This is a genomic window from Streptomyces sp. NPDC027962 (assembly GCF_055566095.1).
This window is the reverse complement of record NZ_JBVHTA010000003.1, coordinates 1-13,099: the sequence shown is the minus strand read 5'-3', so window position 1 is coordinate 13,099 and position 13,099 is coordinate 1. Positions and strand designations below refer to the sequence as shown.

Below are 13,099 nucleotides of genomic sequence, written 5' to 3'. Positions count from 1 at the left end.
GAGAAGGCCGAGAGGAAGGCTCGCGAGGCTGCCGAGACAGTGGCCGCCCTGGAGGAAAACGCCGCGTGATGTGTGCGTAACCCGTGCCGGGCAGTCGTGATCGAAGGGGCCATCCCACCGCGCTGAGGCGGTGGGGTGGCCCCTTGTGCCTGTCCCTTGGATCAGGTCAGTCGCGGTCGGCGGCCTTCCTCCCGGGCCCGGTAAATCGCAGCAGCGGCCGCATCCCCGGCCAGCTGCTCGATCTCCTCGGGCGCCTCCCGCTCGTCGAGGACGAAGAGCCTCCCGCCGACGAGGTGCGTGGTTGTCTTCCAGCCGAGACGCCATCCCGCCCCCCTCGCGGCACGCCGGACGTCCTTGAGCTCGCCCATCTCCGCAAGATCGTCCGCGCCGAGGATCAGCTGACCGTGGTAGCCCTCGTACTCCGGCTTCAGGGCGGCCCGCATCAGCGACTCAAGCCGTTCGACCAGCTTCTCGTACCGGCGCCGGGCCAGCTCGTCGTTAGCGGGCATCCCGCACAGCTCCCCACCTCTGCCCGCAGCCGCATGTGTGCCATATGTGTGCTGCGAGTACGAAGGCCCTCCCGTCCGATGGACGGAAGGGCCTCTGACCAGGTGTTTCTCTGTGCCCCCGGCAGGATTCGAACCTGCGACACCCGCTTTAGGAGTTCGATCAACGCGGCCTCGCGAGCTTCCGATGCCTCGGAAGCAAGGCTGTCATGGAACGCCCGTAGCTGCTGCTGTCTGCCGTCGTTGATGTCAGGTGTGGATGTCAGGCTGGCTGAGGCACGATGCTCACCGCCCGATAGTCGTACCCGTCCTGCTTGAAGCCAGGGGCCTCCCACTGGAGGTCTACTCGCTGTCCCGGCGACAGCGAGCAGAACCCTTCCATCTGGATGTTGGAGTAGTGGCCCCAACAACCGCCGGGTGTCTCCGAGGAATCGAGCACGCCCCACCCTTCCTCGTCGCGCCACTCACGGACAGTCGCAGTCGCCATGTGGGCGACCTTACGGGGTCCATCTGCGCTGGCGTATCGGGAACCCGCATGCGGCCATCTGGCCGCGTCCTTATCGGTGATTTAAGTCAGGTTACGTGAGCTATCCGCCTATAGCAGAAATGCATGGGCTGAGTAGGGAGCGAAGGGATAGCACATGCCTCGACCGATGAAGCGGGACCGCGCGCCTGGGAAGCGCCTGGGGGATGAGCCAGCCGAAGAGGCCATTGAGGTCTCTTCGACCGATACCGTGGCGCACGTTGCTGCCAGAATTGGTCAGCGGCGGTGGGTCGTCGTCTTGGGCGAGGACGGCAAGCCCGTAGCCGCTGTCCGTTTCGACGATCTGCCGCGGGAACGGCCGCAGGTCCAGCTGGCGTCGATACTTCCGAAGCTGCCGTCGATGGTGGTGGTTTCCGCCGAGATGCCCGTCAACCTGATCAAGCCCTGGGCGGCCAGGGAGGTGGAATCCGACGCCCATCTGATCGTCGCCTATCCGGATCAGTTTCGGGTTCTGAGCGGGCCCGATCTAAACCGAGTACGCGCTCGGGCGCGAATCCATGCCCGCCCCCGAGCAGTACGTGCCTCATCCGAAGGTATTACTACGCTTAGTGCGGCAATTCTACTGCCTGGCGTTGGTAGTCACGTAGAATTCGTGAGGACATGCAAGCATAGGTGGCGGGGGCGCCGCTGTACGTGTCGGCGAAGATTTTTTGTTAAACCCATGAAGATGCCTAAGTGTCAGGACCCTGAGCGCCTAGGCGACCACCTGTTTGAGTGGTGAGGTAATTGTTCGGATCGCTTCTGGACAAGGCCACTGGATGGCTTTCCTCTGAGTTCATTACAACGATCCTGTTTCCGGTTCTGACCTTTGGCGCTGGGATCGGCGCCCTCGCTGCCACAGATGCTGGCTGGGCCGCAGTTGACGATTGGTGGAAGGATCTTGCAGGCCTTCGGCAGGCGCTGTTCGTCGGCGGCCTAGTTGCTGCACTACTGGTCGCTTGCTGGCTTGTGGAGATCGCGCTTCCGGGCTTCATCAGGGCTTACGAAGGATACTGGTGGTGGGGTTGGCTCGTTAAGAAAAGGAAGGGCAGTCATACAAAGAGGAAAACCAAACTTAACGAAAAGCTGAGCGCGTTCCAGGGGCAACCCAACGAAGACGTCGATCAACGCGATCGGTTGTCCACGGAGTGGTACATGGAATTCCCGCCGGACGGATCTCTTCTGCCGACCCGGATTGGCAATATCCTGCGTGCGGCCGAGCGATACCCCAATGACCGATACGGAATCGACGGCGTCTTCTTCTGGCCTCGACTTTATGGACTGATCCCAGACGCCCTTCAAGGCGCTACTGGAGCAGCTCGCGCCAACCTGGAGCGGATGATTGTCGTCTCTTCTCTGTCGGCCGTCTTCGCGCTAGTGTCAGTGGCCTTTGCGTTCCTTGGTGTCCCCACGAGAGTGTGGCTCCCCTGCTTCCTGGGAGCTGGCTTGCTCAGTTTTCTGGCATGGCGGGCAGCGATTTCGGCAGCTATGGGATATGCCGAACTAATTCGCGCTGCTTACGACACTGCTCGGCGTGAACTTTGGGAGGCAGTGGGATGGGAATCTCAGGAGGAGCTCGCATCGCAACAGGACAGGTGGAGACCCGTGAGCCAGGTCCTATTTCGAGGAGAAGCGGGGGAGGACCCCGATGGCGGGCAGGGGCATCTGCCGGGCGATGACGTTGCTGCTGGTTGGCCATGGCGTCGTTGGGTAGCTAGGGCTGGCCTGCTTGTCGGCGCCCTTCTGTGGGCACGGGCAGTAAGGCGAGACTTGCAGGCCCATGAGGACTTACAGCGGCAACCCAGCGAGGTGGACCGCACGTGAGCCCGTGAGGTGGACCGCACGTGAGCCCGCCACGAGCAGTGCCTGATGCCTGCCCCACGAGGTCGGTGGAGCGGCTTTGGGCGGGAGCTGCCATGGGGCGAGAGATCGTGGCCCCGTAAGCTTCCGGCGAGTCGGGCAGTCTGTGGACCTGCCCGGTAAAGCACGACGTTGGGGCCATGATCTTCGAGGCTCGCCCCATGGTGGCTGCCTAAAGCCGTGGAGCCGACCGGGCCCAGCCACAGCGGGCTACCGTCCACTGCATCTGGTGTGCTCGCTCCAGCCGCGCGGCCGGCGGAGCCGGGGCCCGGAGCGGGGCGGAGACAGGAGCGTCGGGGCCCGGCGCTGGAGCCGGGGCCGCGCGCGGCGAGCGGAGCGAGCCGCCTTGAACCCGTAGAGAAGATTTCTACTCACCGCATCCGCGGCGGCCCTGGAGCCCGTGATCGTCACCTGTTGGCGGTCAGCCCCGGCGGCTACGCTGGTCCGCGCCAGCTGATGACATCAGGGAGTGGGCTCAAAGGATGGGACCGAAGTCGGAGCGGGTCTACCGCACGATTCGCGAGTGGGTGGCCTCGGGCAGGCTCAAGCCCGGCGAGAAGCTGCCCTCTGAGCGCACCCTTGAGAAGGAACTCGAGATCGGCCGCACGCAGCTGCGCACCGTGCTGGCGAAGCTCGTCGCGGAGAACGTCATCGAGTCGAATGCCCGTAGCTCCTACCGGGTGCCGTCCCGTGAGGTGAGCATCGAGCGCCCGGCCGGCATGGAGTCATGGCAGATTCACGGCGAGCGGACCGTCTACGACAACCGTTGGGTCAAGCTGGCGCTTGTCGACGTCGAGCCGCCCGGTGTCGAGCGCTTCGAGCATCACGTCGTCCGCCTTCATCACGTCTCGATCGCTGCCGTCGTGGATGACCAGGACCGGGTGCTCATGCTCTGGCGTTACCGCTTCGTCCCGGACAAGTGGGGCTGGGAGCTACCCGGCGGCATCGTCGACCAGGGCGAAGACCCGCACGCCACCGCGCTTCGCGAAGTCGAGGAAGAAACAGGTTGGCGACCCGATTCCCTCGACCACGTCGTCACCTACCAGCCCATGGTGGGCATGGTCGATTCACCGCACGAAATCTTCGTCGGCAAGGGTGCTCAACACGTCGGCGACCCCACCGACATCGAGGAAGCGGGACACGTCGCTTGGGTGCCGCTGTCGGACATCCCCGGCCTGATGGCCAGGGATGAACTCATGGGCTCCGGCACTCTTGTAGCTCTGCTCCACCTCTTGGCCTCCCGTGGGCAGGCGGCTCCTACAGCCTCTGCGTGAGCTGCTCGATGCGGCGCAAGTGGCGAACTGACCCAGTTCGCTTCGCCAGCAACCGGGCCTGCTGTAGGTGCTCCTGCGCCTGGTCATGCTCGTCGCGCGCAAGGTGAGCTTGGGCAAGGTTGCATCGCAGCCCTGAGGTGGCCCGGATGAAAGTCGGGTCGGCTTCATCAAGGGCGGTGTACAGACTGCTGAGCGCGTCGTCCTCGCCCAGCAGTGCGAGGGAACTTCCGCGCCACCGGGCCAAGTGTCCGCCGTTCAGGAAGATGCTCAACATGTCCGGGTCGCGGGCCTCCGCCCCGTCGGGCAGGGCTGCGTCGGCCTTTTCGAGTGCCCGCCGGCAGTCATCAACCATGCCCGCGTTGGCGCAGAGTTCCGCTTCGGCCGCGTACAGCCATGCCTGCAACCGTGGCGACACCTGGCTCCCGCCCAGCCGATGGGCTTCGCGTACAAGAGCGACCGCGGTCTCTGGGCGGCCTGCGTCGTTGAGCACGTACGCCTGCTCGGCCGTGGCGTGGGCGAGATACATCGGCTCGCCTGCCTCCTGCGCTGCCCGCTTGCCCAACTCGTAGTGGCGCCAAGCTCTCTCGACGCCTCCCGCATCGAGGGCCTGCCAGGCTGCGAGGGTGGCGGCACCGGCCAGGGCTAGAGCTACCGGTCGGCGGGTCTCGGGCAGGACGGCAAACGTCAAGGCGTCTTCGAGGGTCGCCAGATGCCCGGTCATCTGATCAACGAGCGTCGCCGCGCCCATCTGGCGGTCGACCGTGCGCAGCAACTCGGTCTGGTCCATGAAGGTCTTCACCATGGTGAGACTGACGTTGCGGGCCGAGTCGATACGGCTGATCAGCTCGTCATAGCCGCCAACTGCCGGGGGCGGCGCGGTCGGACTGTGCCGGCCGAACAGCTCCTCATCGGTGACGCCCAAGACGGGCCGCAGAATCTGCGCGTAGCGCTCGCTGATGGGGCGCTTGCCGTTCTCCCACTCCGAGACGTAGACGCGCAGGCTGGCGGTCGAGCCGATGTCGAGCGCATGGCGTCTCGCGTACTGCTCGATCTCGTGGATGAGACGCGCTTGGGACCACTCGCGCCCGTTCCTCACCTCTCGCAGCCGGTTGAGCACCTGTACCGCCCTCGCATGTGGTCTGACAGCTCTACAGCAGCATGCCTCACATCCGCGCAGGTCGGCAGGGGTTAACAGGCCGGGTTAACGGGTCGGCAGTGAACCTCTGTTGGCTACCGGGCGGTTGAGCGGCGCGCTTCTCTAGCAGTGTCGCAAGAAGGCGAGTTGAGAAACCGGACGGCGACAACACTTGACAGCTGGTGCGCACCAGATGCAATCTACTGGTGCGCACCAGTTGGAACGCGAACGTCCTGCGGTGCTGTCGCAGGACTCCCACAAGCCAACGCAGAAGCGGCGCCCTACCGCCAAGCAAGCCGCCGCTTCCGCCCCTATCAGGGAGCTTCCATCATGTCATCGTTCAAGATCGACACTTCGACCGCTGTCGTGTTCGTCGCCGTGGAGCCGAAGGCGAAGGTCATCAACAAGCAGACCGGTGAGATCGCGGTCGATCGGGAGACCGGCGCGAAGATGATGACGGTCGGCCTGACCATCGCGGATGAGGGTGAGGCGAACCTCTACACCGTCTCGATCCCGGAGACTGGTGTCCCGGAGGGGATCACGCTGGGTATGCCGGTCAAGGTCGTCGGCCTCAAGGCGCGGGACTGGGAGAACACCTTCAACGGTGAGAAGCGGTTTGGCATCGCCTTCCGCGCGGTCGCGCTCGTCGTCCCGTCTGCCAAGGGCTGAGCGGCATGTCGACCACGACGCTCCTCGTCTTAAGTCTGGTGGTGGTCGCCGCGGCCCTGGTGCTGCGGCGGCTGCGCCCGGCCTGGTACTGGCTGAGCATCGGCGTCACCCTCGCCACGCTCCGCGTGGTGGCCCGGTACGCCTCGGTCATGGACGCGTGCGGGCTGACCGTTCCGCCGTCCCGGCTGCGGCTCACCCTCGCCCGGCTCACCCGCCGTCCGGCACCCGAGTCCCGGCCGCCGCGCATCCTCAGCTTCCGCCCGACCCGCACCGGCCTGGTGCTCAGGGTGAAGCTTCGGCCCGGTCAGGACGCGTTCGACTTCGCCGCGTCCACGGACCGGCTGCGGCACTCGTTCGCCATGCACAGCGTCACGTCCCGTGAGGTCAGGTCGGGTGTGGTCGAGCTGCGGATGACCGGCTACGACGTGCTGGCACGGGTGCAGATGCCCGCCCACGTCGAGCGGGAAGGGCTCTGTGTCCCGGTTGCGCTGCGGGAGGACGGAGCAGTCCACTACCGCGACTACCGGGAGGTGCCGCACTCGCTGAACCTCGGCGCGACAAAGTCGGGCAAGTCCGTCTACCAACGCCACCTGGTGAAAGAACTCGCCTCCCGGCATGTCGCGCTGGTCGGCATCGACTGCAAGCAAGGGGTGGAACTCGCCCCGCTGGCCCGCCGGTTCTCCGCGCTGGCCGACAACCCGGACGATGCCGCCGACCTGCTGGAAGCACTCGTTGCCCGCATGGCCGACACGTATCAGGTGATCCGGCGCGAGCAGCGCATCAGCGCAGACACCCCGGATGAGGAGATCACCGCCGACCTGTGGGGCCTGCCGGAAGAGTTGCGGCCGGTGCCGGTCGTCCTCCTGGTGGACGAGGTCGCCGAACTGGCGCTGTTCTCCAACACGGCGGAGAAGAAGCGCCGCGAGCGGATCATCACCGCCCTGGTCCGTCTCGTCCAGCTCGGCCGCGCTGCCGGCATCTACGTGGAGATCTGCGGTCAGCGCTTCGGCGCCGAACTCGGGGACGGCATCACCATGCTCCGTTCCCAGCTCACCGGCCGCCTCTCGCACCGGGTCAACGATGAAGCCTCCGCCAAGATGGCCTTCGGCGACATCTCCCCCGATGCGGTGCTGGCGACCACACAGATTCCGGTCGAGCGGCCCGGCCTGGCGGTGGCCGGTGACTCCACGGGCGGCTGGGTCCGCATCCGTACACCGTTCACGACGATGCGCCAGGCCGTGAACGCCTGCACCGCCAACGCTCACCGCACCCCGGTCCTCGACGGCCTGGAGTCCTTCCGCCCGGTCCTGCCGGACCTGGCCCCGGTCGAGATCCCGGCCCCGGCGTCGGCGGCCAAGCCTCTCACCGCCTGACTTCTGCTCCCTCTCGGTTGGCGTGACCGCTTCGCGCCATGTCCCTACCCCCGCCATGCCCGAAACGGCTGCCGGGGCCCGGCGACCGGCCCATCACGCCTCGCCCGGCCCCGGCCCAACCCTCAAGGAGGTGAAGACTCATGTTCCGCTCGATCCGCCTGGACGCCGTCCTCGTGCAAGCCGTGATCGCCGGTGCCCTGTCCTTCGCCCACCTGCACGACCTCGCCGCCGCTGCCGGACAGGACGGCTGGAAAGCCTGGGCCTACCCCGTCTCCGTCGACCTGCTGCTCGTCGCCGCCTGGCGACGCCTACGGACCCTGCGCGCCCAGGGCGAACCGGCCCGCGCCGCGTGGACCTGGTTCGCCGTCGCCCTGGCGGCCTCGCTCGGCGCGAACGTTGCCACCGCGGGCCTGCTCGACCTGAACGACGTGCCCGACTGGCTGCGCATCCTCGTCGCCGGATGGCCCGCCCTGGCCTTCCTCGGCGGCACTCTCCTGGTCCACTCACCCACCGCCCCGACTGCTGCCGACGCTGCGCCGGTCGACCGGGAGCCGTTGCCGGTGGTCGAGCCGGTGACTGTGCCGGCCGAACCGGACCCCGCCCCCGTGACGGATGCGGTCGAGCCCGCCCCGGAGCCGGTTCCGGCCCTGCCCGCCGCACCGGCCCCGGCTGATGTGCCGCCCGCGCTCGTGGACCACGCCCGCAAGCTCGCCGACGCTCACCGCGCTACGACCGGCAACCCGATCGATGCCGCCACCCTGCGCGACCGCCTGGGCCTGCCCGGCCCCATGGCAGACCAGCTCGCCGCCCACCTCGCCTGAAAGGACAGCCCTCATGCCCGGACACGAACCGACCCGAGACGAATACCTGTCAGCAGCACGCGAAATGGCCGGTGCCGGTCGCACGACCCTGGCCCGGCTGCTCGCCGAAGAAGCTGCCGACCGTGCCACCGACCCGGCCGACGCCGCCCGCATCCTCGCCGAGTTCCCCGGCCCGAGCCTGCGAGCGGAGGACTGACCGCCATGCCCGCCCGTGACTTCTTCCACTCCGTCATGCGGATCGGCCCCGTGCAGATCGGCACCCACCGTGACCGGCACGGCCGCACCAAGCACGCCGCCGTCTGCTCCCGCGACAACTGCGGCTGGTCCGCCGACTACTCCACCCAGTCGGCCGCCCAGCTCGCCGCCCGCACCCACCGCTGCCGCGCCAACTAACCCGAGAGGCCCCGTCGTGAACGTCGAACTTCCGCTGATCATCCTCGTCGCCATCTTCGGCTACTTCGGCATCAAGCTCATGCGCCCGCCGACCTGGCTGATCGTCGTGCTTCTCCTCGGCGGTTTCCTCCTCGCCGACACCTTCCTCGCCCCCGTCATCGAATCCGGCACCCGCACCGGCGTCGACGCCGTCAACGGCACCACCAAGTAACCAGCCCAGACCCGCCAGAAGGGAGATCCACCATGCTTCGCCCGCGTATCCCGACCATGCCGACCCCGACCGGCATCGTCTCCCCGCTCATCCACCCGACCCCCGCCTCGGCCCCGATCGAGCAGCACCAGACCGCCACCGAGTGCGCCTGCCAGCACACCACCCCGGCCCCGGCCGTCGTCCCGGCCTCAGCACCTGCGGTCCGGCTCACCCCGACCGGCCTCCTGGTCGCTGTCGGCGGTGGCGCCGCTGTGGTGCTCGTGGTCGGAGCGGTCCTGGTCTCGATGTTCCTCGCGGTCGCCATCACGGCCACCTCGGTCGCCGTCTGCACCGTCGTCCTGCGCTCCATGGCCAACGGCACCGCGCGCCGTCGCTGACCGGCCCTCCGGGCGGCCCTGAAACCGCCAAGTCTCCGCCGCCCGGACGGCCAGCCCCTACCCGATCTCATCAACCGGAAGGACCACCCATCATGCAGCACCGCCCTGCCTCGGCCCGTATCTGCCCGTCCTGCGACGGCTTCGCCTCCGCCTCGATCACCCTCGGCGGACGCGACCGAAACGGCCAGCGCCGCACGATCACCGCCCACTGCCGCACTTGCCACGGCACCGGCACCGTCCCGCCCCTGCGCCAGCTGCTCAACAACGCCGCCGACGCCGCGTTCACCCGCTGACCGCCATGGCGGACCTCGCCCCCACCGTCGACCAGCCTGGCGTGCACGTCGCGAAACCCGCCCGGGACTTCCCCGCCACCGGCTCCTACGCCTGCTGCTGCGGTGCCACCGGCCGCGCCAGGGGTGACGACAACGTCCGGGACCTGGTCGCCGAGTGGATCGACCACCGCAACACCTGCCCCCATCGCTAACCCCCGCCGGGGCACCGACCGCACTTCTGCCGGCCGGTGCCCCGCCCCTCTGCTCCCTCTGGAAGGAGGACCATCCGCGTGACCACCACCACGACCGCACCGCCGCCGCCGCTGCGGGATCTCGCGTTCCTCGCCTCGCTCGGCACCATGCCCGGCCTCATGCGCCAGCTGCGCTGCCTGGGCGGCTGCACCACACCGATCCGCCTCGACGGCCACCGCACCGACGTCCACACCACCACCGGCGAGATCCTGCACCACCTCACCGCGGCCGACCTGCCCGCCGGGAACCTCCTCGTGCGCTGCAACAACCGCCGCGCGACCCGCTGCCCGGCCTGCGCCGAGACCTACCGCCGCGACACCTACCAGCTCATCACCGCCGGACTGCGCGGCGGCAAAGGCACCCCCGAACGCGTCGCCACGCACCCCCGGGTGTTCGCCACCTTCACCGCGCCCAGCTTCGGCCCCGTCCACAACCGCCCCGCCAAAGGACGCTGCCGCTGCGGCACCACCCACGCCGAGGACGCACCGGAGCTCGGCACGCCGCTCGACCCTGAACGCTACGACTACGAAGCGGCCGTGCTCTGGAACGCTCACGCCTCCAAGATCTGGGCCCGCTTCTCCATCTACCTGCGCCGCGAAGTCGCCAAGCGTGCGGGGCTCTCTCAGCGTGCCTTCAAGGAGTACGCCCGCGTCTCCTTCGCCAAGGTCGCCGAGTACCAGCGCCGCGGCGCGATCCACTTCCATGCCGTGATCCGCCTCGACGGCCCCGACGGCGGCGACACCCCGCCCCCGGCCTGGGCCACCGCCGAACTCCTCGCCGACGCCATCCGCGCCGCCGCTGCTGCTGACGTGCCCGGCCCGGTCATCGACGGCCGCGCCCACACCTTCGCCTTCGGTACCCAGCTCGACATCCGCCCCATCCGCTCCGCCGACTTCGACGGCCCCGCCGAACTGACCGAACGCGCCGTCGCCGCCTACATCGCCAAGTACGCCACCAAAGGAGCAGAGACAGCGACCGGCACCCTCGACCGCCCCATCAAGTTCCTCGCCGAACTCGGCCGCAAGTCCATCCCCGAACACGCCCGCCGACTCATCCGCACCGCCTGGACCCTCGGCGCCCGCAAAGACCTCGAAGACCTCCGCCTCCGTGCCTGGGCCCACATGCTCGGCTTCCGCGGCCACTTCTCCACCAAGACCCGCCGCTACTCCACCACCCTCGGCGCACTCCGCCAGGCACGCGCCGAATGGCGCCGCCTCCAAGCCGCCATCGCCCGCGGCGACCAGGCCGTGCCGGCCGAACCCGCCGCCGATGACACCACCCTCGTCCTCGCGCACTGGACCTTCGCCGGAACCGGCCTCGGCCGCGCCGAGGAATGGCTCGCCGCCTCACTCACACCCGACACCACCGACATGGAAGGAGCCGCAGCATGACCACCGCCACCGCCGAACTGCTGACCGTGCCCGAGGTCATGGCGCGGCTGAAGCTCGGACGCTCCACGGTCTACGACCTGATCCGCTCGCGCCGCCTGACCTCGATCACCATCGGACGTGCCCGCCGTGTACCGGCCGACGCCGTACGGGACTTCATCGTCCGTGAGATCGAGGAGGCTGCCTGATGGCCTCCCAGCGGAAGCGCAACCCGAACGGCGCGGGCACGATCACCAAGCGCAAGGACGGCCGCTATCAGGCCGCCGTGTACGTCCTCCAGCCTGACGGCACGCGCGCCCGCAAGTTCGCCTACGGCAAGACCTGGGCCGAGTGCGACGCCAAACGCCGCGAACTCCTCGACAAGGCCGACCAGGGCGTGCCCGTGCCGACCCGTTCGGCCAGGCTTTCCGAGTGGCTGCCGTACTGGCTGGACAACGTCATCAAGCCGCGTCGCAAGCTCAGTACCTACGACAAGTACGAAGCTCACGTCCGGCTGTACCTCGTGCCCATGATCGGGTCGAAACGGCTCGAATCCCTAGGCACTGCCGACGTCCGGCGCTTCCTCGTCCAACTGGAGAACAAGACCACCGCGGCTACTGCCAAGGAATCCCACCGGGTGCTCCGCACCGCCCTGACGGCTGCCTGCCGCGAGGAGCTGGTGACCCGCAACGTGGCGAGCCTCGTTGAGCCGCCCCGGGCAAAGTCCAGGGAGCTGAGCCCCTGGTCCCTCGACGAGACGCTGGACTTCCTCGCTGCTGCCCGTAAGGACCCGCTGTACGCCGCCTTCGTCCTCGCCATCGCCATGGGCCTCCGGCGGGGTGAGATCGTCGGTCTCCGCTGGGTCGACGTCGACCTGGACAAGCGCGTGATCTACGTACGCCAGCAGACCCAGCGTCGGCGCGGCGTCCTCTACAACGACGACCCCAAGGGCCGCCGTCGCCGGGCCGTACCGCTCCCCGCGATGTGCATCGCGCCGCTTCGCTGGCACCGGATGCGCCAGACCGCCGCCAAGCTGCGCGCGGGGGAGTCGTGGGATGAAGGCGGCTACGTCTTCGCCACCCGCAACGGTCGCCCGGTCGAGCCGCGCAACGTGTACCGGTCCTTCACCCGGGTCGCAGAGTCTGCCGGCCTTCGCGTCATCCGGTTGCACGATGCCCGGCACGGCTGCGCCACCCTGCTCACTGCTGCCGGGGTCGCTCCTCGCGTCGTGATGGAGATCCTCGGGCACAGCCAGATCAGCATCACCATGGACGTCTACACGCACGTCGTCCAGGACACACAGCGCGAGGCCATCAGCCACATGGATCGGCTGCTCAAGAGGCGGCCCGGCCGTGAGTGACCGCCCCCGTTGATGTCAAAAGCTGATGTCAAAGGCCCCAGACCATGATCGGTCCGGGGCCTTTGTGCTGGTGCCCCCGGCAGGATTCGAACCTGCGACACCCGCTTTAGGAGAGCGGTGCTCTATCCCCTGAGCTACGAAGGCTGGGATCTGTCGATATACGTGTCCAAAACGACGTCGCGTACACGATCGTTCTTTGACATGTTTTGGACAGGTTAGTGATCAGCCGGTGAGGGCTGTTCGTCGCCGCCAGTGTAGCGGGTGGCGTGCTGGACGTACGGGGGGACGCTGCTTGCCGGGGATCCTGTCCAGGGTGCTGAGGGCCTTTCAATCGGCGGCCGGCCGGGGTGCCGGGTGGCGCCTGCCGGGTGTGGTGCGTCTTCCGGTCGACGGTGATGTGGCGCTCGCACACCCCGGACTCGGTGACGCAGAGGTCGTGGGCCCCGGAACTCTGCTCGTGATCCGGCCCCGCACGTGGTTCCGCGTGGACTCCGTGCTCATTGTGGACGGCCCGGACGGCCCGGACCGCCGCTGGACCCGTCACCAGGTCGTCAGCGACGCCGGCACCCGGCTCGTCGTCACGGCGGATGCCGCCTGCCGCATCCGCTGAGCCTCGATCCACCGCGTGATCTCTGATCACGCGATGTGATTGTTTTTGGGGTGGGTTTTCGGTTTCGGGCAGGGCGGGTTTCCGGTTGGCCGCTGC

At 68.0% G+C, this 13,099-nt stretch carries 18 protein-coding genes and 1 tRNA gene; 15 read left to right on the top strand and 4 right to left on the bottom strand.

From position 1 onward, the window contains the following. Window positions 1-161 precede the first annotated feature (161 nt). Window positions 162-509 carry a hypothetical protein gene (locus ACZ4SA_RS03350; RefSeq protein WP_468269321.1) on the bottom strand — a complete coding sequence of 116 codons (348 nt, stop codon included), beginning with the start codon at window positions 507-509 and terminating at the stop codon, window positions 162-164. Window positions 510-768: 259 nt separating this feature from the next. After that, window positions 769-993 carry a cold-shock protein gene (locus tag ACZ4SA_RS03345; RefSeq protein WP_468269319.1) on the bottom strand — a complete coding sequence of 75 codons (225 nt, stop codon included), beginning with the start codon at window positions 991-993 and terminating at the stop codon, window positions 769-771. A gap of 783 nt (window positions 994-1,776) precedes the next feature. On the opposite strand from ACZ4SA_RS03345, the gene ACZ4SA_RS03340 reads away from it, so the two are divergent. Beyond that, window positions 1,777-2,853: a hypothetical protein gene (locus ACZ4SA_RS03340; protein WP_468269317.1), complete on the top strand. Its 1,077-nt coding sequence runs from the start codon at window positions 1,777-1,779 to the stop codon at window positions 2,851-2,853. 518 nt (window positions 2,854-3,371) lie between these two features. After that, window positions 3,372-4,163 carry an NUDIX domain-containing protein gene (locus tag ACZ4SA_RS03335; protein ID WP_468269315.1) on the top strand — a complete coding sequence of 264 codons (792 nt, stop codon included), beginning with the start codon at window positions 3,372-3,374 and terminating at the stop codon, window positions 4,161-4,163. Here ACZ4SA_RS03335 and ACZ4SA_RS03330 read toward each other — a convergent pair. Continuing rightward, window positions 4,147-5,280, bottom strand: a complete 1,134-nt coding sequence (locus ACZ4SA_RS03330; RefSeq protein ID WP_468269313.1) for a helix-turn-helix transcriptional regulator — start codon at window positions 5,278-5,280, stop codon at window positions 4,147-4,149. The genes ACZ4SA_RS03335 and ACZ4SA_RS03330 overlap by 17 nt on opposite strands. Window positions 5,281-5,628: 348 nt before the next feature. Between ACZ4SA_RS03330 and ACZ4SA_RS03325 the strand changes: the two genes are divergently transcribed. From ACZ4SA_RS03325 to ACZ4SA_RS03270, 12 genes are all read left to right on the top strand, one after another. Next, window positions 5,629-5,967, top strand: coding sequence for an SCO3933 family regulatory protein (locus ACZ4SA_RS03325; protein WP_264244424.1), 339 nt, complete (start codon window positions 5,629-5,631; stop codon window positions 5,965-5,967). A 5-nt stretch (window positions 5,968-5,972) separates the two neighbouring features. After that, window positions 5,973-7,340 carry an FtsK/SpoIIIE domain-containing protein gene (locus ACZ4SA_RS03320; protein ID WP_468269311.1) on the top strand — a complete coding sequence of 456 codons (1,368 nt, stop codon included), beginning with the start codon at window positions 5,973-5,975 and terminating at the stop codon, window positions 7,338-7,340. Between the two features lie 140 nt (window positions 7,341-7,480). Then, on the top strand, window positions 7,481-8,161 hold the full coding sequence (locus ACZ4SA_RS03315) for a DUF2637 domain-containing protein (RefSeq protein ID WP_468269309.1): 681 nt from the start codon (window positions 7,481-7,483) through the stop codon (window positions 8,159-8,161). A gap of 13 nt (window positions 8,162-8,174) precedes the next feature. Further along, window positions 8,175-8,357: a hypothetical protein gene (locus ACZ4SA_RS03310; protein WP_468269307.1), complete on the top strand. Its 183-nt coding sequence runs from the start codon at window positions 8,175-8,177 to the stop codon at window positions 8,355-8,357. Window positions 8,358-8,362: 5 nt separating this feature from the next. Continuing rightward, window positions 8,363-8,554 carry a mobile element transfer protein gene (locus ACZ4SA_RS03305; protein WP_264244415.1) on the top strand — a complete coding sequence of 64 codons (192 nt, stop codon included), beginning with the start codon at window positions 8,363-8,365 and terminating at the stop codon, window positions 8,552-8,554. 16 nt (window positions 8,555-8,570) lie between these two features. Next, a complete protein-coding gene (locus ACZ4SA_RS03300; RefSeq protein ID WP_468269305.1) occupies window positions 8,571-8,765 on the top strand; it encodes a hypothetical protein in 195 nt (64 codons plus the stop codon). A 32-nt stretch (window positions 8,766-8,797) separates the two neighbouring features. Then, the gene (locus ACZ4SA_RS03295) at window positions 8,798-9,142 is read left to right on the top strand and encodes a SpdD-like protein (RefSeq protein ID WP_468269303.1); all 345 of its coding nucleotides are present in this window, start codon (window positions 8,798-8,800) and stop codon (window positions 9,140-9,142) included. 92 nt (window positions 9,143-9,234) lie between these two features. Continuing rightward, a complete protein-coding gene (locus ACZ4SA_RS03290) occupies window positions 9,235-9,435 on the top strand; it encodes a hypothetical protein (RefSeq protein WP_468269301.1) in 201 nt (66 codons plus the stop codon). A gap of 5 nt (window positions 9,436-9,440) precedes the next feature. Continuing rightward, window positions 9,441-9,626, top strand: a complete 186-nt coding sequence (locus tag ACZ4SA_RS03285) for a hypothetical protein (protein ID WP_468269299.1) — start codon at window positions 9,441-9,443, stop codon at window positions 9,624-9,626. A gap of 147 nt (window positions 9,627-9,773) precedes the next feature. Then, the gene (locus ACZ4SA_RS03280; protein ID WP_468269808.1) at window positions 9,774-11,057 is read left to right on the top strand and encodes a replication initiator; all 1,284 of its coding nucleotides are present in this window, start codon (window positions 9,774-9,776) and stop codon (window positions 11,055-11,057) included. Next, window positions 11,054-11,242, top strand: coding sequence for a helix-turn-helix domain-containing protein (locus tag ACZ4SA_RS03275; protein ID WP_215187357.1), 189 nt, complete (start codon window positions 11,054-11,056; stop codon window positions 11,240-11,242). The genes ACZ4SA_RS03280 and ACZ4SA_RS03275 overlap by 4 nt, the downstream gene beginning before the upstream one ends. Continuing rightward, on the top strand, window positions 11,242-12,393 hold the full coding sequence (locus ACZ4SA_RS03270) for a tyrosine-type recombinase/integrase (RefSeq protein WP_468269297.1): 1,152 nt from the start codon (window positions 11,242-11,244) through the stop codon (window positions 12,391-12,393). The genes ACZ4SA_RS03275 and ACZ4SA_RS03270 overlap by 1 nt, the downstream gene beginning before the upstream one ends. Window positions 12,394-12,461: 68 nt before the next feature. Here the strand turns inward: ACZ4SA_RS03270 and ACZ4SA_RS03265 are convergent. Continuing rightward, window positions 12,462-12,537 (bottom strand) — tRNA-Arg (locus ACZ4SA_RS03265). Window positions 12,538-12,763: 226 nt separating this feature from the next. On the opposite strand from ACZ4SA_RS03265, the gene ACZ4SA_RS03260 reads away from it, so the two are divergent. Next, window positions 12,764-13,003, top strand: a complete 240-nt coding sequence (locus ACZ4SA_RS03260) for a hypothetical protein (RefSeq protein ID WP_468269295.1) — start codon at window positions 12,764-12,766, stop codon at window positions 13,001-13,003. Window positions 13,004-13,099: the final 96 nt, after the last annotated feature.